Origin of the sequence: Paenibacillus nasutitermitis, from assembly GCF_014641075.1 — a bacterium.
In the GTDB taxonomy this organism is placed as follows: domain Bacteria; phylum Bacillota; class Bacilli; order Paenibacillales; family Paenibacillaceae; genus Paenibacillus_Z; species Paenibacillus_Z nasutitermitis.
Window position 1 is genome coordinate 1,569,350 of sequence record NZ_BMHP01000001.1, and the last position, 14,826, is coordinate 1,584,175.

Genomic DNA, 14,826 nt, shown 5'->3' on the forward strand with positions numbered 1-14,826 from the left:
GAATGGCCTTTACCGCTGCTTATGAAAAGTTTGACGCATATTTTTTATACGCTGAAGTTCTTTGATAGACAAAGCTTTTTTTTGCATTTCGGGGGATGTGTGATTGTTAATGAGGTTAAATATCAATAAAATTAATGTCGTTAATTGTTAAAAAAGCTCATAAATTCAGTGAATTATCTGGAATAGTGTCATTTTCTCTGGATGAAGGTTAATGACATTAAATAGATGGGGTTGCATATATCCCAATCTTCAAAAAGCAGGAATACGGGTATCTAGAGTTGAAGAGGGACGCCAAGCAGGTGCTATCGCGAGAGCAGCTTGCTTGTTTGAGCAATTGGAATGGTAAGCGGCAATGAAACGGGTTAACCTATAACAGCCTTGAATCTGAGGCTATGTAAAGCGATTGGAGGTCTGAGCTATGGCCCGCAGCAAAAAGCAATCCATCGAAGCAAGAAATCTGGCTCTGGAGACAAGTTCCCGAGAAGCAGAAAACCATCTGGCTGCTTCCACATCGGAGAATCGCAACCAGAAAGGCCATGTGCCGAACAGCCCTTCAACAGGTTAGCGGCAGACAGGCAAGAATCTCAGGATGAACCGGCACGCGCCGTCAATCGACGGCGCCGTCGGTTCTTTTCTATGGCGGATAAAAAGCAGTTGTCACCGGAAGCGGGAATGCCTATAATGGAACTAAGCAAGAGATTATCGATAATCGATAATCTTATCGGAAGGAGCAGTGGAAGCTATTCGGGGCACTCAGGTGGATTATCCTATCAACTCCATTAGCGAGCATGTGTATGCGGACCTGAAGAAAGGTATTCTTGCGGGCGATCTTCAACCGGGAACCCGGCTGATCGTAACCGAAATAGCCGGCAGATTTCAAATCAGTCAAGCTCCGGTACGCGAAGCGCTGGAAAGGTTAAAGCAGGAGGGGCTGATCACCGGCATTCCCAATAAAGGGTCTGTTGTGTCCTCGATCTCAGCCAAGGAAATCAGGGATATTTTTGTACTTCGCGAAATCATCGAAGGTTTTGCCGTCCGGCAGTCCATGCCTTTATTGACGGAAGAGGACTACAGTCATTTAAACGTCATTATCAGCAATATGGATATAGCGGCCAAACAAAACGAAATTCTGAGCATCCTGGAGCTCGATATGGATTTCCATGGTTTTTTCTATAAGAAGTGTGATAATCAGGCGATTCTGGAGCTTTGGGATCATATGCGCACCAAGGTTATGCGTTTCATGGCCATCTCCAACCGGCATTATACGACGAACGTGCTGGCTGACTGGCATCTCATCCTTATTGATGCGCTCCGGTCAGGCGACGCGGATGCGGCCGAGGCGGCTTTTATCGAGCATATGCACGCCTATAAAATGATCGATCTTGATTAGCTTCATGTAGCGTCATGCACCCGGGAACACGATCCTTTCAAAAAAAGGGGATATGGAGCATGCCAAGCGAAGGGCTATTGTTTAAAGAGGATGTGATTTTGTCCTGGATGAGAGACCGCTTTCTGCAGGATCTGGTACAGGGGCGGAAGGACACCGGTGCTGATTTGAAGGAAAACCTGTCCCGGCTGAATTTAAATCCGTATTACACTTATCCGGCGCTGGCGCTGCTGGAGCCTGTATCCACCAGCGAAGATGAACATGAGAAGATTCTGCTGATTGAGAGGATGCGCGATTATTTGCAGAGGCAGGTTACCGGTGGCGTTGTCGTATTTATGGATGAACAAAGCCGGATTGGATTATTGTTCTCATGGGTATCCAAAGAATTTCTGGAAGCGATTCAAAATACGCTTAGTCAGCATTTCAGTCTTCCGGTCAATATCGGAGTCGGCAAGCCCTGCAGTCATCTGTATGATGTCAACCAATCCTACAGACAGGCGGCCCGGGCGCTGCACAACAAATTTTACCGGGGAACGGGACAAATTATTTATTACAGCGAGCTTCGCCGTTATGTGACGTTTGGCGAGTATCCGGCAGAGAGCGAGAAAGAACTGCTCGACGCGCTCAGAGCAGCCGATTCCGCAGCCGAGATTGAAGAGGCGGTCGGCGTTTTTTATCAAGGCCTGCTTCAGGACGGTCCCATTGATATCAAGACCATGTATGAATTGACGGTCCGTCTGCTTATTGCCATTGAGAAGAAGCTGCTTGCCAATACTGAATATGCGAGCGCTTACGAGAAATTTGAAATCATGTCCATCGTAAAGATGCAGACGCTTCAGGAAATAAAGACGTATGTGGCTCATTTTTTTGCCGGCGTCAGAGAGGTGATGGCGCCCGATCAGAAGGAAAGCCACCGCAGCATTATCAAGAAAACGATGCATTACATGGAGCAGGAGTGCAAGTCGGCTTCCTTGCAGAGTGTCGCCCAGAAGGTTTATATGACGCCGACCTATTTGAGCCTGCTGTTCAAGCTGAACACCGGAAAAACCTTCATCGAGCATTTAACCGACATCCGTATCGATAAAGCGAAAGAGCTGCTCAAAATGGCCCATTACAAAAATTATGAGGTCGCTGAGCAGGTAGGTTATCAGGACCCGCGGTATTTCAGCCAGATTTTCAAGAAAAAGGTGGGACTGTCGCCTTCGGAATACAGGGAATCTGTTGGAAAATGACTATCAAAAAAGGTTTTGAAGAGAGGCTGTCACACCTTTCTCCAAAACCTTTTTTTGCTGCGTTATGTCGATTTCTTATATAGCAAATGCCGGCTACAACCGCACATCGCCTCCAGGTCCGCTTCCGTGCAGCTTGCGTGCTTCCTCCAGCTCCTTCTCCCAGGACAGATGGCGATAACCGGATGCCGCTTCATCGCTGTCAAACCAATCCACAAAGTCCCGGTACAAATCCGAATTCCAGGCAGCATCGATCTGGGCGGTCGAATACACGCCCTCCTTTAGGCGGATAAAGCCGAATATATCCCGGACCTGTGACTTCTCCGCCTGCACAACGGTAAGCTCCGCCAGGTGCGGAGGGATGAAGATGACGCCTGCAGGCGTTCCCAGCACAATGTCGCCGGGGAGGCATATCGCTTTGCCGATCCGCGTCGGCACATTCATGCCGACCATGGTCACATCAGCGATTGCCGTAGGATCGCTGCCCCGATAATAAACGTTAATATTGTCGATTTCTGAGATCTGCTGATTGTCGCGGATGCCGCCCCATATGACGGCGCCTCCGCGTTTGGTCCTCGTGGAGATGGCGGTGGACAGATTGCCTCCCACATACGTCCCCAGCTGGACCTTATCGAACATATCGACAACCACAACATCGTCCTCCACCAGCGAATCAATGACCCATTGATTGAAGAAGCCTTTGCGTCCTTCCTGCCGATGCCCGTAGTCCAATAAAGATTCATGCAGATCCGGACGCTTCGGTACCATAACGGCCGTAACCGCCCGGCCGACCATGATTTGATCGGGATGGATGATTTTGAATTCACCTTCAAATTGAAAAGTATAACCTCTGTGCCATAGGGGACCCCAGGCTTCCTCGACGGTGATTTTCCGCATGCGGCGCAGCACGTCTTCAGGAACCTTCGGACGGCCGTTTGCGAACCGTTCCCCTTCCCATAGGGGAGTGAACTGGATAATATCTTCCGGATTGTCAAATTTCATTTTAGAGCACCTCTTTTTCGCAAAATGTGGAGTGAAGGGTGATACAAGCCATTTATTTTGATGCCGCTTGCATCTATTGTTAGGGAGATTCGGGGATTTGTCGATGCGAGTTTTTTAAGGCATTTCGGAGGACTGCATAATTTTTTCACCCCATTTGGCATACGGCATAAGGAAATAAATGTTAAACAATAGATCTTGAAATAAATCAAACAAATTCATAAATTCGTCACCTATTCCTATGAAACCGCTTTCGTTTAGAGTGGAGAAGTGCATCCCCGCAAGCTGTTCCGAATAAGCGAAATAAGGAGGAGATCCTTGGGTGACTTCTGAGACGCTATCCCAGACATCCCGCCCGGAGGTGGTGAACGCTCCCGGAAAAAAGCGGAAGCATAAGGAAGAAACCAACCTGGCCGGTTATCTTTTCATTTCTCCATGGCTGATCGGTTTTTTACTGTTGACCTTATGGCCTATCGCACAGTCCTTTTATTTATCCTTTACCGAATACTCGCTTCTTGAAGATCCGGTTTGGATCGGTACGGACAATTATGTCAAGATTTTCACCGATGATTCGACCTTTACCAAGTCGCTCAGCGTAACCTTCCTGTTTGTATTGATTTCCGTGCCGCTGAAGCTATTCTTCTCCCTCCTGGTAGCGATGGCTCTGAGCAAAAGCATCCGGGGGATGAATATTTACCGGACAGCGATTTATTTTCCATCCCTGATCGGAGGAAGCATCGCCGTAGCCGCATTATGGCGGAACATGTTCGGTCTGGACGGTTACATCAATCAAGTGCTCGCCTGGTTCGGCATACAGGGGGCAGGCTGGATTTCCAATCCGGATACGTCGCTTGGGACGCTGATTCTTCTGAACACCTGGCAATTCGGTTCGACGATGGTTATTTTTCTGGCTGGACTCAAGCAGGTCCCGCAGGAGCTGTATGAATCGGCATCCGTTGACGGAGCCGGCAAATTCCGCAAATTTATCAGCATTACGCTGCCCATGCTCTCGCCGGTCATGTTCTTTAACCTGGTACTCGGCATCATCGGCTCCTTCCAGACATTCACTTCGGCCTTCATCATTACCAAAGGAGGACCGGTTAATTCCACGTATATGTATGCGCTGTTTTTGTATGAAAAAGCCTTCAAGCATTACCAGATGGGTTATGCATCCGCTTTGGCCTGGATTCTGCTTGTTATTGTCGCCATTCTGACCGTCCTCAATTTTCTGGCCTCGCGTTATTGGGTGTTCTATGAGTCGGACGGGGGGAAGGCCAAATGAATACAGTCCGCAGCAAGGTCTCCAATCATTTATTTCTGACGCTTTTCTCGCTGCTCATGGTATACCCGGTCATCTGGTGGATCGGCGCCTCCCTGAAGAAGACGGCTGAGCTCAGCCTTCCCACACTGTGGCCGTCAACGCCGATGTGGGAAAATTACAGCAATGGCTGGAACTTCTCCAGCGAATACACCTTTGCCCATTTCTTCGGCAATACGCTCCTGATGGAGCTTGGCAATGTGACTGGCGGGGTGCTGACCGCGGCAATCGTCGCCTATGGCTTCGGACGACTCCATTTCAAGCTTCGCGGCTTCTGGTTCTCGATTCTGCTCTTGACCATGATGCTTCCCGGTCAGGTTACCGTTGTTCCCCAGTACATTCTGTTCAACAAGCTTGGCTGGGTAGACAGTTATATTCCGCTGGTTCTGCCGCATTTTTTTGGCGGAGGGGCATTCTTTATCTTTCTGCTCGTTCAATTCATCCGCGGCATCCCCCGGGATCTGGATGAAGCGGCCAAGATTGACGGCGCATCCGTGTACGGCATTTTTCTGCGGATTATTTTTCCGCTCATTAAGCCCGCGCTGGTGACCGTTGCGATCTTCACTTTCATCTGGAGCTGGGATGATTTTTTTGCTCAGGTGCTGTATTTAAGCTCAGTGGACAAGTTTACGGTGGGACTTGCGCTGCGCATGTTTATCGACCAGTTCGATATCCAATGGGGTCAGCTTCTTGCGATGTCGCTGTTATCTATTTTGCCCTCCGCCCTTATTTTTCTTTTTGCCCAGAAGCATTTCGTGGAGGGGATTGCCACTACCGGTTTAAAAGGCTAACACCTTAATCATTACAATATGGAGAGGGGTTATTTGGAAATGAGAAGAAAACGTTCAGCGATTTTGTTGTTCACGAGTATGGCACTGCTGATCATTTTGGCGGCATGCAGCGGAGGAGGCGGGGGAGGAAATGACGGAACCAGCGGCAGCAGTGGCGATAGCAAAACGACCGGAAACAAGGAGGGCAATGCTGCGGGAAGCGAGCCATCCAAGGAGGCGGGAGCCGCCAAGACGTTAAGCATGATGTGGTGGGGGACCGATGCGCGTCATGAAGCAACCAAAAAAGCGCTTGATCTCTACACGCAGCAGCATGCGAATGTGAAATTCAAGCCGGAATTCATGGCATGGGATGCTTATTGGCAGAAGCTGCCGACGCTTGCGGCCTCGAAATCGATTACGGATGTGCTGCAGATGGATGCGGCGTATATCCAGGAATATGTATCCAGAGGACAGCTTGAGGACTTGTCCGATATTGATTTGAGCGGAATTGTGGATGCCAATGTGGTGGAAAATTTGAAAATCGGCGGCAAATTATATGGCATCCCGCTCAGCCAGAATGCACAGGGCATTGCTTTTAACAAGCCGGAGCTGGAGCAGTACGGCATCAGTTTGCCTCAGAAGAACTGGACCTACGACGAGTTCTTCCAGTGGGCCAAGGATGCGCGATCCAAGCTGCCGGAAGGCAAATATCCCATTGGCGATACAACCACCTGGGACGGCTTCAACTACTATCAGACCTCGATGGGGAAAGATCCGATTATGTCCGACGGCGGGAAGAAATTCACGCTGGATAAGGAATTATTCATGACCTTCTATAAAATTTATGAGGATTTCCGCAAAACCAAAGTCGTTCCGCCTGCGGAAAAAGCGGCTGCTTTTCTGGAGAATGATCCGCAGGCCGATCCTATGGCTTCGGGAGTGGTCATGACGCGCGGGGCAACTACAGGTTCCGTAAGCGCACTGGAGCAGCTCATACCAGGCAAGGTCGGCGTCGTCAATATGCCGACGGGACCTTCCGGGGGCGGCTGGGCACAGTCCACGATTTTCCTGAGCGTAAGCGCCAATTCCAAGAACAAGGAAGAAGCCAAAAATTTTGTCCAATGGTTTATTACGGATAAGGAGGCCGGAAAAGCGCTGGGGCTGACACGCGGGATTCCGATCAACCCTGAAATATACAAAGAGCTGGAACCGACGCTTGAGCAGAAGGATAAGCTGGGCAAAGAAATTTATGATTTATCGGTTGAGAAAGCTCTCCCGTTCTATGCGCCGGCAGCCGGTTTCTCCGAGTGGGTAGACACCTACAAGAAAGAGCTGGAGGCGGTCACGTTCGGTCAGCAATCCATTGAAGATGCTTACAACAAAATCGATAAAATGGGCAAGGAGCTGGCTGCAAAAGCGGGAGCGTAAGGATTAATGGATCAGGAGTATAAGTCCGCAATGGAGAGGGGTTTGTTCGATGCAGCTGGCCGAGTTTTTCTCTTCGCAGCCTGACCGTTTATGGCAGCTTGCGAAGCAAATGAATGTAAATGCTGCGGTTGGGGGTCTGCCTTGGGAAGAGAAATCGGAGAAGCCGTGGGATTTCATGCCGCTTGTCCGGATGAAGCAGCGGTATGCGGATCATGGCCTTGCATTGTCCGTTATCGAGTCGATGCCGCCGAGCAATCACATCAAGCTTGGCACCGCCGGGCGCGATGAAGAAATTGAAATCTTCCAGAAATTCCTGCTTCATATGGGCGCGGCTGGCATTCCGGTGCTTTGCTATAATTTCATGGCGCAGTTCAACTGGTTCAGGACCTCTACGACAACTCGCACGCGGGGAGGAGCGCTTGTATCGAGCTACGATCACAGCCTGATGAAGGATGCGCCATTGACAGACGCCGGCGTCGTAACGGAGGAGCAACTGTGGGAGAACCTGCATTATTTCATGGAGCGGATCGTGCCTGTTGCGGAGGAAGTCAAGGTGAAGCTGGCGCTTCATCCGGATGATCCGCCGATTACACCGATACGGGGCGTCTCGCGGATACTGCGCAGCGCCAGTGCTCTGCAGCGGGCGATCGACCTGGTGCCGAGCCCCAATAACGGGATTACGCTCTGTCAGGGAACCTTGGCAACGGCCGGAGACGATATTCCCCGGGTGATCCGCGATTTTGCCGCCCAGGACAAACTATTTTTTGTCCATTTCCGGGATGTACGGGGAACGCCGGAGAAATTCGAGGAAACGTTCCATGACGACGGCAAAACCGATATGCTCCAGGCTATGAGAACGTATTACGAGGTTGGTTTCAAAGGGCCGGCAAGACCGGATCATGTCCCCACCATGGAAGGTGAGGATAATGATAACCCGGGTTACGAGCTGCTTGGCAGGCTCTATGGCATCGGATATATAACCGGTCTGATGGAGGCTGCTGCGGCAGGCTGACGACAGCTGGACAGAAATAGGCGAGGCGGAATCTTCGGATTCCGCCTTTTTGTTGTTAAAATAAGATTTATCGATGATAGCTCAGTCCGCCCGAAGAAGGGTTGGGATCAGGCTGGCGAGTAACGGAATGAACAATCGGAGAAAGTGTGAGGAAACGTTCCTGCAAGAAAGAACCGTGGGGGCATGCGCTTACCAAGACGCTGAAATTGGAGCAGCTAAAGGGGAGCACGGCACAACAGGAAATAGGGCAAGCTCTATCAGGCGGCTACGAGCACTTGCACTAACAAGCGGCTTCGTCATATGCCATCCTTAGTAAGAGCCGGCCCTAAGCGGTAGAAGATATCAATGATCGGCTTGCCTCAGCTCCAGAGCCGGTCATTGGAATAAAACTTGTTCCAGTTGTCCGTCGGTTCCCACAACCCCGAAATATCCGGGTGAAGATGCTGGGCGAGCAGCTCGTCGTTAAGATCGTCGATTCCTAGCCCAGGCGCGTCGGTGATCGTAATGAACCCGCTCTGCACCAGCTTCTTGGGCAGCCTGCTGCTGATAATAATATCATCCCACCATTCAACTTCGCAGGAGTGGTACTCGAGGGCAAGAAAATTCTCCGTCGCCGCGGCAACATGAGCGGCCGCAAGGCAGGCAATGGGGCTTTCCGCCATATGGATGGCCATCGCAACTCCGTAGTCCTGGGCCATATCGCCGATTTTCTTGGTTTCCAGAATGCCGCCTGTCGTCAACACATCAGGATGAATGACAGACACGCCACCGGCCTCCAGCAGAGGACGAAAATTTTCCTTCAAATAAATATCCTCGCCTGTGCATATCGGAGTGGTCACTGCACGCGATAATCTCGCATATTGCTCTGTATACTGCCAAGGAATCATATCCTCCATCCAGGCCAGATTGAATTTGTCCACGCGTCTTCCAAGCTTAATGCAATCCTCCAGACCGATATGTCCGAAGTGGTCAACGGCAAGCGGAACCTGGTAGCCGATCACGGAGCGTACATCAGCCACATACTGTTCCAGCATATCCAGTCCTTTCTCCGTTACATGAATGCCGGTGAAAGGATGCGGGATATTATAGATATCGTAATGGCGGTTCGTGATATCGCGAATCTGCTCATCGGTCATACCATCGAAATTCTGGTTATAGCGGTTTTTGGATTTTTCCCTCATCTCTTCAAGGAAACCGATTGGTGCGCTGAGCGTACCGGGCTCATTGATGATTTGGCCGATCCCAAGGTCCATCTTCAGGAAAGTGAAGCCCATATCCATCCGTTTCCTGAGCGCTTCTCCCATGGCTTTGCCGGTATCCTTGCCGACGACCTCCGTATCGCAATACATGCGGATCTTGTCCCGGAATTTACCTCCCAGCATCTGATAGACGGGTACGCCGTAAGCTTTGCCGGCAAGATCCCACAGCGCGATTTCAAGACCGCTCACACCGCCTCCTTGACGGGAGTGGCCGCCAAACTGCTTGATGCGCCGGAACAGCTTGTCAATATTGCAGGGATTTTCGCCGAGCAGCCTGCTTTTGATCATTTGCGCATAGACTTTATCTGCACCGTCGCGTACCTCGCCAAAGCCGACCAGCCCCTGATTGGTAAACACCTTAATCAGGCTGCTGTGAAAAGGACCGCCGACAATATCGGTGAAACGGATATCGGTGATGCGAAGCTCGGATGGACTTGAATGCGTATGGACGTGGGCAAGCGTTTCTTCAAAAGCTTGTTTGTCAATCATATCATTCCACTCCTTGATTAATGGATTCCGGCAAGCTTACAGCAGCATGCTGGCGCCGTCCAGCCGGATGGCCGCGCCGGAGATGAATTCGCTTTCATCGGATGCGAGAAAACAGACCAGTTGGGCGACATCATGCGGTTTTCCTACCCGGCCGAGCGGAAACTTCATACGGATGTCTTCCGTTCTGGATCTGGCCGCGCCTGTTTCGCCGGAGGATGTTCTGACTTTGAATTTCCCTACGTCGACCGCTCCAGGCTCAATCGTATTGACTGTAATGCCGTATCGTCCCAGTTCAATGGCGCATTCGCGGCCAAGCATGCGGATTCCGCCTTTGGTCATGGCATAGACGGCATCGAAATCCGTGGGACGTTTGGCATGAACGGATGAAATATTAATAATGCGCCCGGTTTTCTTGGCTTTCATATGCGGGACGACGGCCTGAATGCACTGCCAGTATCCTTTGAGATTGATGTGCATCATGGTGTCGAAAGTGGCTTCCGTATGATCGAAGAAACCGTAATTCAACTGCAAAGCGGCATTGTTGACAAGAATATCAATTGTGCCATAACGGCCGATAACCTCCTGAACCATGACGTCAATTTCTTTTTTATGTGCAACGTTGCCCTGGACTACAAAAGCCTGCCCGCCAAAGGCATGAATTTGCTGCAGGGTATCAAGTGCGCCGGCACTGCTCTGATTATAATGCACGGCTACTTTTGCCCCGCGCCGGGCCAGTTCAATGGCGATGCCTTTGCCAATTCCCGTTCCTGCGCCGGTGACAAGTGCCGTTTTTTCTGCTAGTCTCATTCGTCACCACCTTTACCAGTCATAGCGGCCGTTTCATTTTATGATCCATGTAGTGAAGCAGAAAACCGCCGTCAAGGCGAATATCGGTACCATTAATATAACGCGCTTCATCAGAGACAAGGTATAGAACAAGATGAGCCAGGTCTTCATAGCTCCCGGGCTGATCGCTTGGGATTTTTCTTTCATAGCTGTCATAGAGGGCAGAGAGCCCACTTATGAAACGGTCCGGATTTTCTTTCATGGGACCAAGCTCGATCGTATTGACCTGTACACCGTGTCGGCCAAGCTCCAATGCGGCTTCTTTGGAGAGCATCTTAATCGCCCCCTTGGAGGCGCTGTAGGCAAAGGTGGTACCGGTCGGCTTCTCGGCATGAATGGAGGAAATATAAATGATTTTCCCGTTTTGGTTCCCGATCATCTGACGGCCGACCGTCTGTGTACAAATAAATGCAGATTTGGCATTGGCATTAATGATCTCAAGGAAAATATTCTCTTCGCAGGTTTCAGCAAGCGCAGGCTTCAACAGGTCATTGTTGTGAATGAGCACATCGACCTTTCCCAATGTCAGATTAGCCTGATCGAGAACTTCTGCTACCTCGTTGCTCCGGCACAGATTCCGTTGAACGACAAATATTTCCGAGCCGGCCGTACGGGCCTTTACAAGCTCTGCTTCAAGGAGGGAGCCATTCGATTCGCTGTTCAAAATGAAATGAGCGCCTTCCCCCGATAGCCGGTTCACCAGAGCTTTTCCAGAAAAGCTGTCCGCATCTGTAATAAAAATCACTTTATTGCGCAGTTTCATAGATCCCCTCCGAGCGCCATTCGTGAAATGGCAATTGGCCTTTTCAACTTAATCTTATTGAACCAGGCAGGGGGTGGCGATGCCGTAAAGTTATGATTTTGTTTGTTTTTTTTGAAATCTGACCGACCACGCAAGGATGGCCGGCCAGATTATTGTGAGGAGGAGCAGAGTGGTCGGGACTTAAGGGGTCTCCATCTTATCACGGATTCGGGTCCATTCCGCCAGCAGCTGTTCCAGTTTATCGACCAGCAGCTTGACATCACTTCGGAGCTTCTCTTGATCCCCGGCAGTAATCCTGTCTGAAGCGGGAATGGCATCCCCCGGAAGCGGCTCGAATGCCGGCAGGGCGCCGAGAAGCAGCTGCAGCCGCGATTCCAGGATGGATTGCTTAGCAGCTACTGGAGCTGGATCAGGAACGGGAGCAGGGGACGCGGGGCCGGAGGTTTCTTTCCCGGCTTTAATTTTAGTTTCTACAGCCGGTATAGGCTCGGCCGGCTTGGCCCGCTGCGCTTTGCTTTGTTCGCGCGATGACCAGGTCTCAAGCAGTTCATGGCCGGATTTATACAGCAGCTTGTCCTTGGTCGCTGCGGAGAGCTCCTTATCCTTGAACAGGCGGGCGATCTTCTTGACATCGCTGACAGGCAGTTCGTCCCTTGCTGCGATAAGTGCCAGAGGATCACGGTGTTCCAGCGGCAAATCCTTCAGCGGGAGCAGTTGATCCTCTGTCAGCTTGTCTTTCCTGATTTCGGTTCCACTGCCAATCAGTTTTTTGACGGCTTTGCCAAATTTCAGCAGCTCGATTTTATTTTTAATATACGATTCCGGCTTGCCAAGCTTGCTTGAGAGATATTTGGTTGAGCTGCTGAATCTCGGATCGTTCAACAATTTATGGAAGGCATCTGCTTCCTCGATCGGGGAGAAGCCTTCTCTCGTTAAATTTTCGGCGATTTGCTCCAGATAGATTTCCATTTCATCTGTAACGGTAGACACGATGCAGGGAATGGCGGCCAGATTCAGGGTTTGGCAGGCTTTATATCTCCGGTTGCCGTATATGATTTTGTATCGTCCGTCCGGGGTCGTCCTGACTTTAATAGGAGAGAGCAAGCCAAGCTCTTCAATGCTTTTCATTAATTCCTGCAGGGCTTCCTCATCAAATTGGTATCTCGGTTGATCCGTATCCTCATCAATTAAATGCGTGGGTATTTCAGCAATATCCATATGAATAGCTCCCATCCTTGAATTCTTCCGCCTACTTGCCGCTTAGGTGGACATAAGTATTATATACCACGTTTCAAGAGATGGCATAGGCGCGAAGGAGGAGGGAGGCTTGAATAGACTCATTTGTTCCTTGGAAAGCAGTGGCTTGCTTCTTTTCCTATATACACGTAATATAGAGAAGTTTGGCATGCGCGGCTTGATCTTAGAGAAGATGCAAATCGCATCGCTTTAGCTTGTGTGGGACATGCAGAACTTATTCTGGTGCCGCAGGAAAAAGAAAAAGCCGTACCCTCAATAAAGGATACGGCCATTCGGATGGAAGAAGTGAATTAAAAAGTTGCAGCCAGTTTGGAAGCTTTGTCCAAACCTTCCTGTATGATCGAATCTGAGCGGTCTGGGAATTGATTATGACCTTCAACCACAATGACTTCCGGGTTTTGAATGCCCCAGAATGCAAGTGTGTTTTTCACGTAGTTCAGCGACATTTCATGACCGGTCATAGGTCCTTCGCTATATACGCCGCCGCGTGCCTGAAGGAGCGTGATTTTTTTGTCGCCTAACAATCCGACTGGACCTTCAGCGGTATATTTGAACGTTTTGCCTGCTTGATTCAGATAGAAAAGATAAGTCAGCAGTTGGGCTGGAATTGTGAAGTTCCACAGCGGGAATGCGAATACGACTTTATCGGCCCCAAGAAATTGATCGAGGTACGTATTTGCCAAATCTGCGGCTTTCTGCTCCTCTGGCGTTACCTCAATGCCTTTGGCAAGTTTGAAAAGTCCGCCAAGCATGTCGTTGTCATAATAAGGAAGATCGGCTTCAAAAAGATTCAATTCGGTAACGATATCCTCCGGATTGTTTTCTTTATAGGACTTAAGAAAGCTCTCGTAGAGCTTGACTGTGACAGATTGATCAGACGGACGGTTGTTTGCTTTTACAAATAATACTTGTGACATTTTTTTCTGCGCCTCCAATGTTCTAATGTAATTAACTCACAAAATTATAGTAACACAATTTTGGGTGAAATCAAACGATAAGTTTTGGAAACTCAGAAAAAGTGTATGCATCAAGGTGGTTGTCATTGTTTTTCCTAATGGGAATGGATTTTATACAACCTCATATTTATAATAGAAATCATAGAATTCAAGAATGCTAGGGGGAAGGAAATGAAGTCCGTTACCGTTAAGAATTTAATCGATTTATTTAAACTGGAGGTATTGATTGGCAACGAGCATATAGGCAGAGTCATTACCCGCTCCAGAGCGCATCGCCCGGGACTTGAGTTTGTGGGATATTTTGATTTCTTCCCGATGGAGCGTGTTCAGGTGCTTGGCAAGAAGGAAATCAATTATTTGCACAAGCTGACAGAAGAGGAAAGAAACCATCATATCGGCAATATCGTCAAATATCATCCGCCTTGTTTTGTGGTTGCGGCCAATCAGGAAGGCCTGAAGTATCTGATGAAATATTGCGAACAGGAAGGCATTCCGCTGCTTCGGACCGCCGAACCTACGACGGAATTCATCAACAAACTGGATATGTACCTGATTCAGGCATTAGCGCCGGAAATGGCTATCCATGGGGTGTGCGTGAATGTATCCGGAATCGGTATTCTGCTTCGGGGCAAGTCAGGGATCGGCAAAAGCGAGACGGCCCATACTCTGATCCATCGCGGGCACCGCCTGGTCGCCGACGATGTGGTGACGCTTAAGAAGCTTGGGCCTAACACGCTTTTGGGCACTCATAATGAATCCACTAGAGAATTTCTGGCTCTGCGCAGCATCGGTCTGGTTAACGTGGTCCGTTTGTATGGACGCAAAGCTTTTCAGGAGCAATCGCGCATTGTGCTTGATATCGAACTGACCCATTGGAAGGACCAGGCGCTTAACAATGATTTGGAGCTTGAGCCGAAATTCTCGGACTATTTGGATGTGCGCATTCCATATATTGAAATCCAACTGCAGCCTGGACGGGATGTGGCGAGTTTGATCGAAGCGGCTGCCAACAACTGGTATTTGAAGCAGCAGGGCTATAGCGCTGCCGAAGAATTCATGAAGCGGCTGCAGAACGAATAGCATGCGACATGGTTTAACAATGCGAATTAAGCC

14 protein-coding genes are annotated in these 14,826 nt (G+C 49.7%); 8 read left to right on the forward strand and 6 right to left on the reverse strand.

What is annotated here, in order from left to right:
• Positions 1-418: 418 nt before the first annotated feature.
• From IEY46_RS06685 to IEY46_RS06695, 3 genes are all read left to right on the forward strand, one after another.
• A complete protein-coding gene (locus IEY46_RS06685; protein ID WP_188990328.1) occupies positions 419-565 on the forward strand; it encodes a hypothetical protein in 147 nt (48 codons plus the stop codon).
• Between the two features lie 168 nt (positions 566-733).
• A complete protein-coding gene (locus IEY46_RS06690; RefSeq protein WP_188990330.1) occupies positions 734-1,390 on the forward strand; it encodes a GntR family transcriptional regulator in 657 nt (218 codons plus the stop codon).
• Between the two features lie 59 nt (positions 1,391-1,449).
• The gene (locus tag IEY46_RS06695) at positions 1,450-2,619 is read left to right on the forward strand and encodes a helix-turn-helix domain-containing protein (protein ID WP_188990332.1); all 1,170 of its coding nucleotides are present in this window, start codon (positions 1,450-1,452) and stop codon (positions 2,617-2,619) included.
• 93 nt (positions 2,620-2,712) lie between these two features.
• On the opposite strand, the gene IEY46_RS06700 is transcribed toward IEY46_RS06695, so the two are convergent.
• On the reverse strand, positions 2,713-3,618 hold the full coding sequence (locus IEY46_RS06700) for an RraA family protein (protein ID WP_188990334.1): 906 nt from the start codon (positions 3,616-3,618) through the stop codon (positions 2,713-2,715).
• Between the two features lie 358 nt (positions 3,619-3,976).
• Between IEY46_RS06700 and IEY46_RS06705 the strand changes: the two genes are divergently transcribed.
• From IEY46_RS06705 to IEY46_RS06720, 4 genes are read left to right on the forward strand one after another with little or no spacing between them, the layout of a single operon-like run.
• The gene (locus IEY46_RS06705) at positions 3,977-4,897 is read left to right on the forward strand and encodes a carbohydrate ABC transporter permease (RefSeq protein WP_188991752.1); all 921 of its coding nucleotides are present in this window, start codon (positions 3,977-3,979) and stop codon (positions 4,895-4,897) included.
• The gene (locus IEY46_RS06710) at positions 4,894-5,724 is read left to right on the forward strand and encodes a carbohydrate ABC transporter permease (RefSeq protein ID WP_188990336.1); all 831 of its coding nucleotides are present in this window, start codon (positions 4,894-4,896) and stop codon (positions 5,722-5,724) included. Before IEY46_RS06705 ends, IEY46_RS06710 begins: the two co-directional genes overlap by 4 nt.
• 39 nt (positions 5,725-5,763) lie before the next feature.
• Positions 5,764-7,131 (forward strand): ABC transporter substrate-binding protein, encoded by a 1,368-nt coding sequence (locus tag IEY46_RS06715; RefSeq protein WP_188990338.1) that lies wholly within the window; start codon positions 5,764-5,766, stop codon positions 7,129-7,131.
• Between the two features lie 49 nt (positions 7,132-7,180).
• Positions 7,181-8,143 (forward strand): mannonate dehydratase, encoded by a 963-nt coding sequence (locus IEY46_RS06720; protein WP_188990340.1) that lies wholly within the window; start codon positions 7,181-7,183, stop codon positions 8,141-8,143.
• A 359-nt stretch (positions 8,144-8,502) separates the two neighbouring features.
• Here IEY46_RS06720 and IEY46_RS06725 read toward each other — a convergent pair whose 3' ends face one another.
• The 5 genes from IEY46_RS06725 to IEY46_RS06745 form a co-directional block, all read right to left on the reverse strand.
• Positions 8,503-9,891 (reverse strand): mandelate racemase/muconate lactonizing enzyme family protein, encoded by a 1,389-nt coding sequence (locus IEY46_RS06725; protein WP_188990342.1) that lies wholly within the window; start codon positions 9,889-9,891, stop codon positions 8,503-8,505.
• Between the two features lie 36 nt (positions 9,892-9,927).
• The gene (locus tag IEY46_RS06730) at positions 9,928-10,698 is read right to left on the reverse strand and encodes an SDR family NAD(P)-dependent oxidoreductase (RefSeq protein WP_188990344.1); all 771 of its coding nucleotides are present in this window, start codon (positions 10,696-10,698) and stop codon (positions 9,928-9,930) included.
• A 19-nt stretch (positions 10,699-10,717) separates the two neighbouring features.
• On the reverse strand, positions 10,718-11,500 hold the full coding sequence (locus tag IEY46_RS06735; RefSeq protein ID WP_188990346.1) for an SDR family NAD(P)-dependent oxidoreductase: 783 nt from the start codon (positions 11,498-11,500) through the stop codon (positions 10,718-10,720).
• Positions 11,501-11,680: 180 nt separating this feature from the next.
• Positions 11,681-12,718 (reverse strand): ParB/RepB/Spo0J family partition protein, encoded by a 1,038-nt coding sequence (locus IEY46_RS06740; RefSeq protein ID WP_188990348.1) that lies wholly within the window; start codon positions 12,716-12,718, stop codon positions 11,681-11,683.
• Between the two features lie 329 nt (positions 12,719-13,047).
• The gene (locus IEY46_RS06745; RefSeq protein ID WP_188990350.1) at positions 13,048-13,674 is read right to left on the reverse strand and encodes an FMN-dependent NADH-azoreductase; all 627 of its coding nucleotides are present in this window, start codon (positions 13,672-13,674) and stop codon (positions 13,048-13,050) included.
• Between the two features lie 210 nt (positions 13,675-13,884).
• On the opposite strand from IEY46_RS06745, the gene hprK reads away from it, so the two are divergent.
• Positions 13,885-14,793 (forward strand): HPr(Ser) kinase/phosphatase, encoded by a 909-nt coding sequence (gene hprK / locus IEY46_RS06750; RefSeq protein WP_188990352.1) that lies wholly within the window; start codon positions 13,885-13,887, stop codon positions 14,791-14,793.
• The last annotated feature ends 33 nt before the right edge of the window (positions 14,794-14,826 follow it).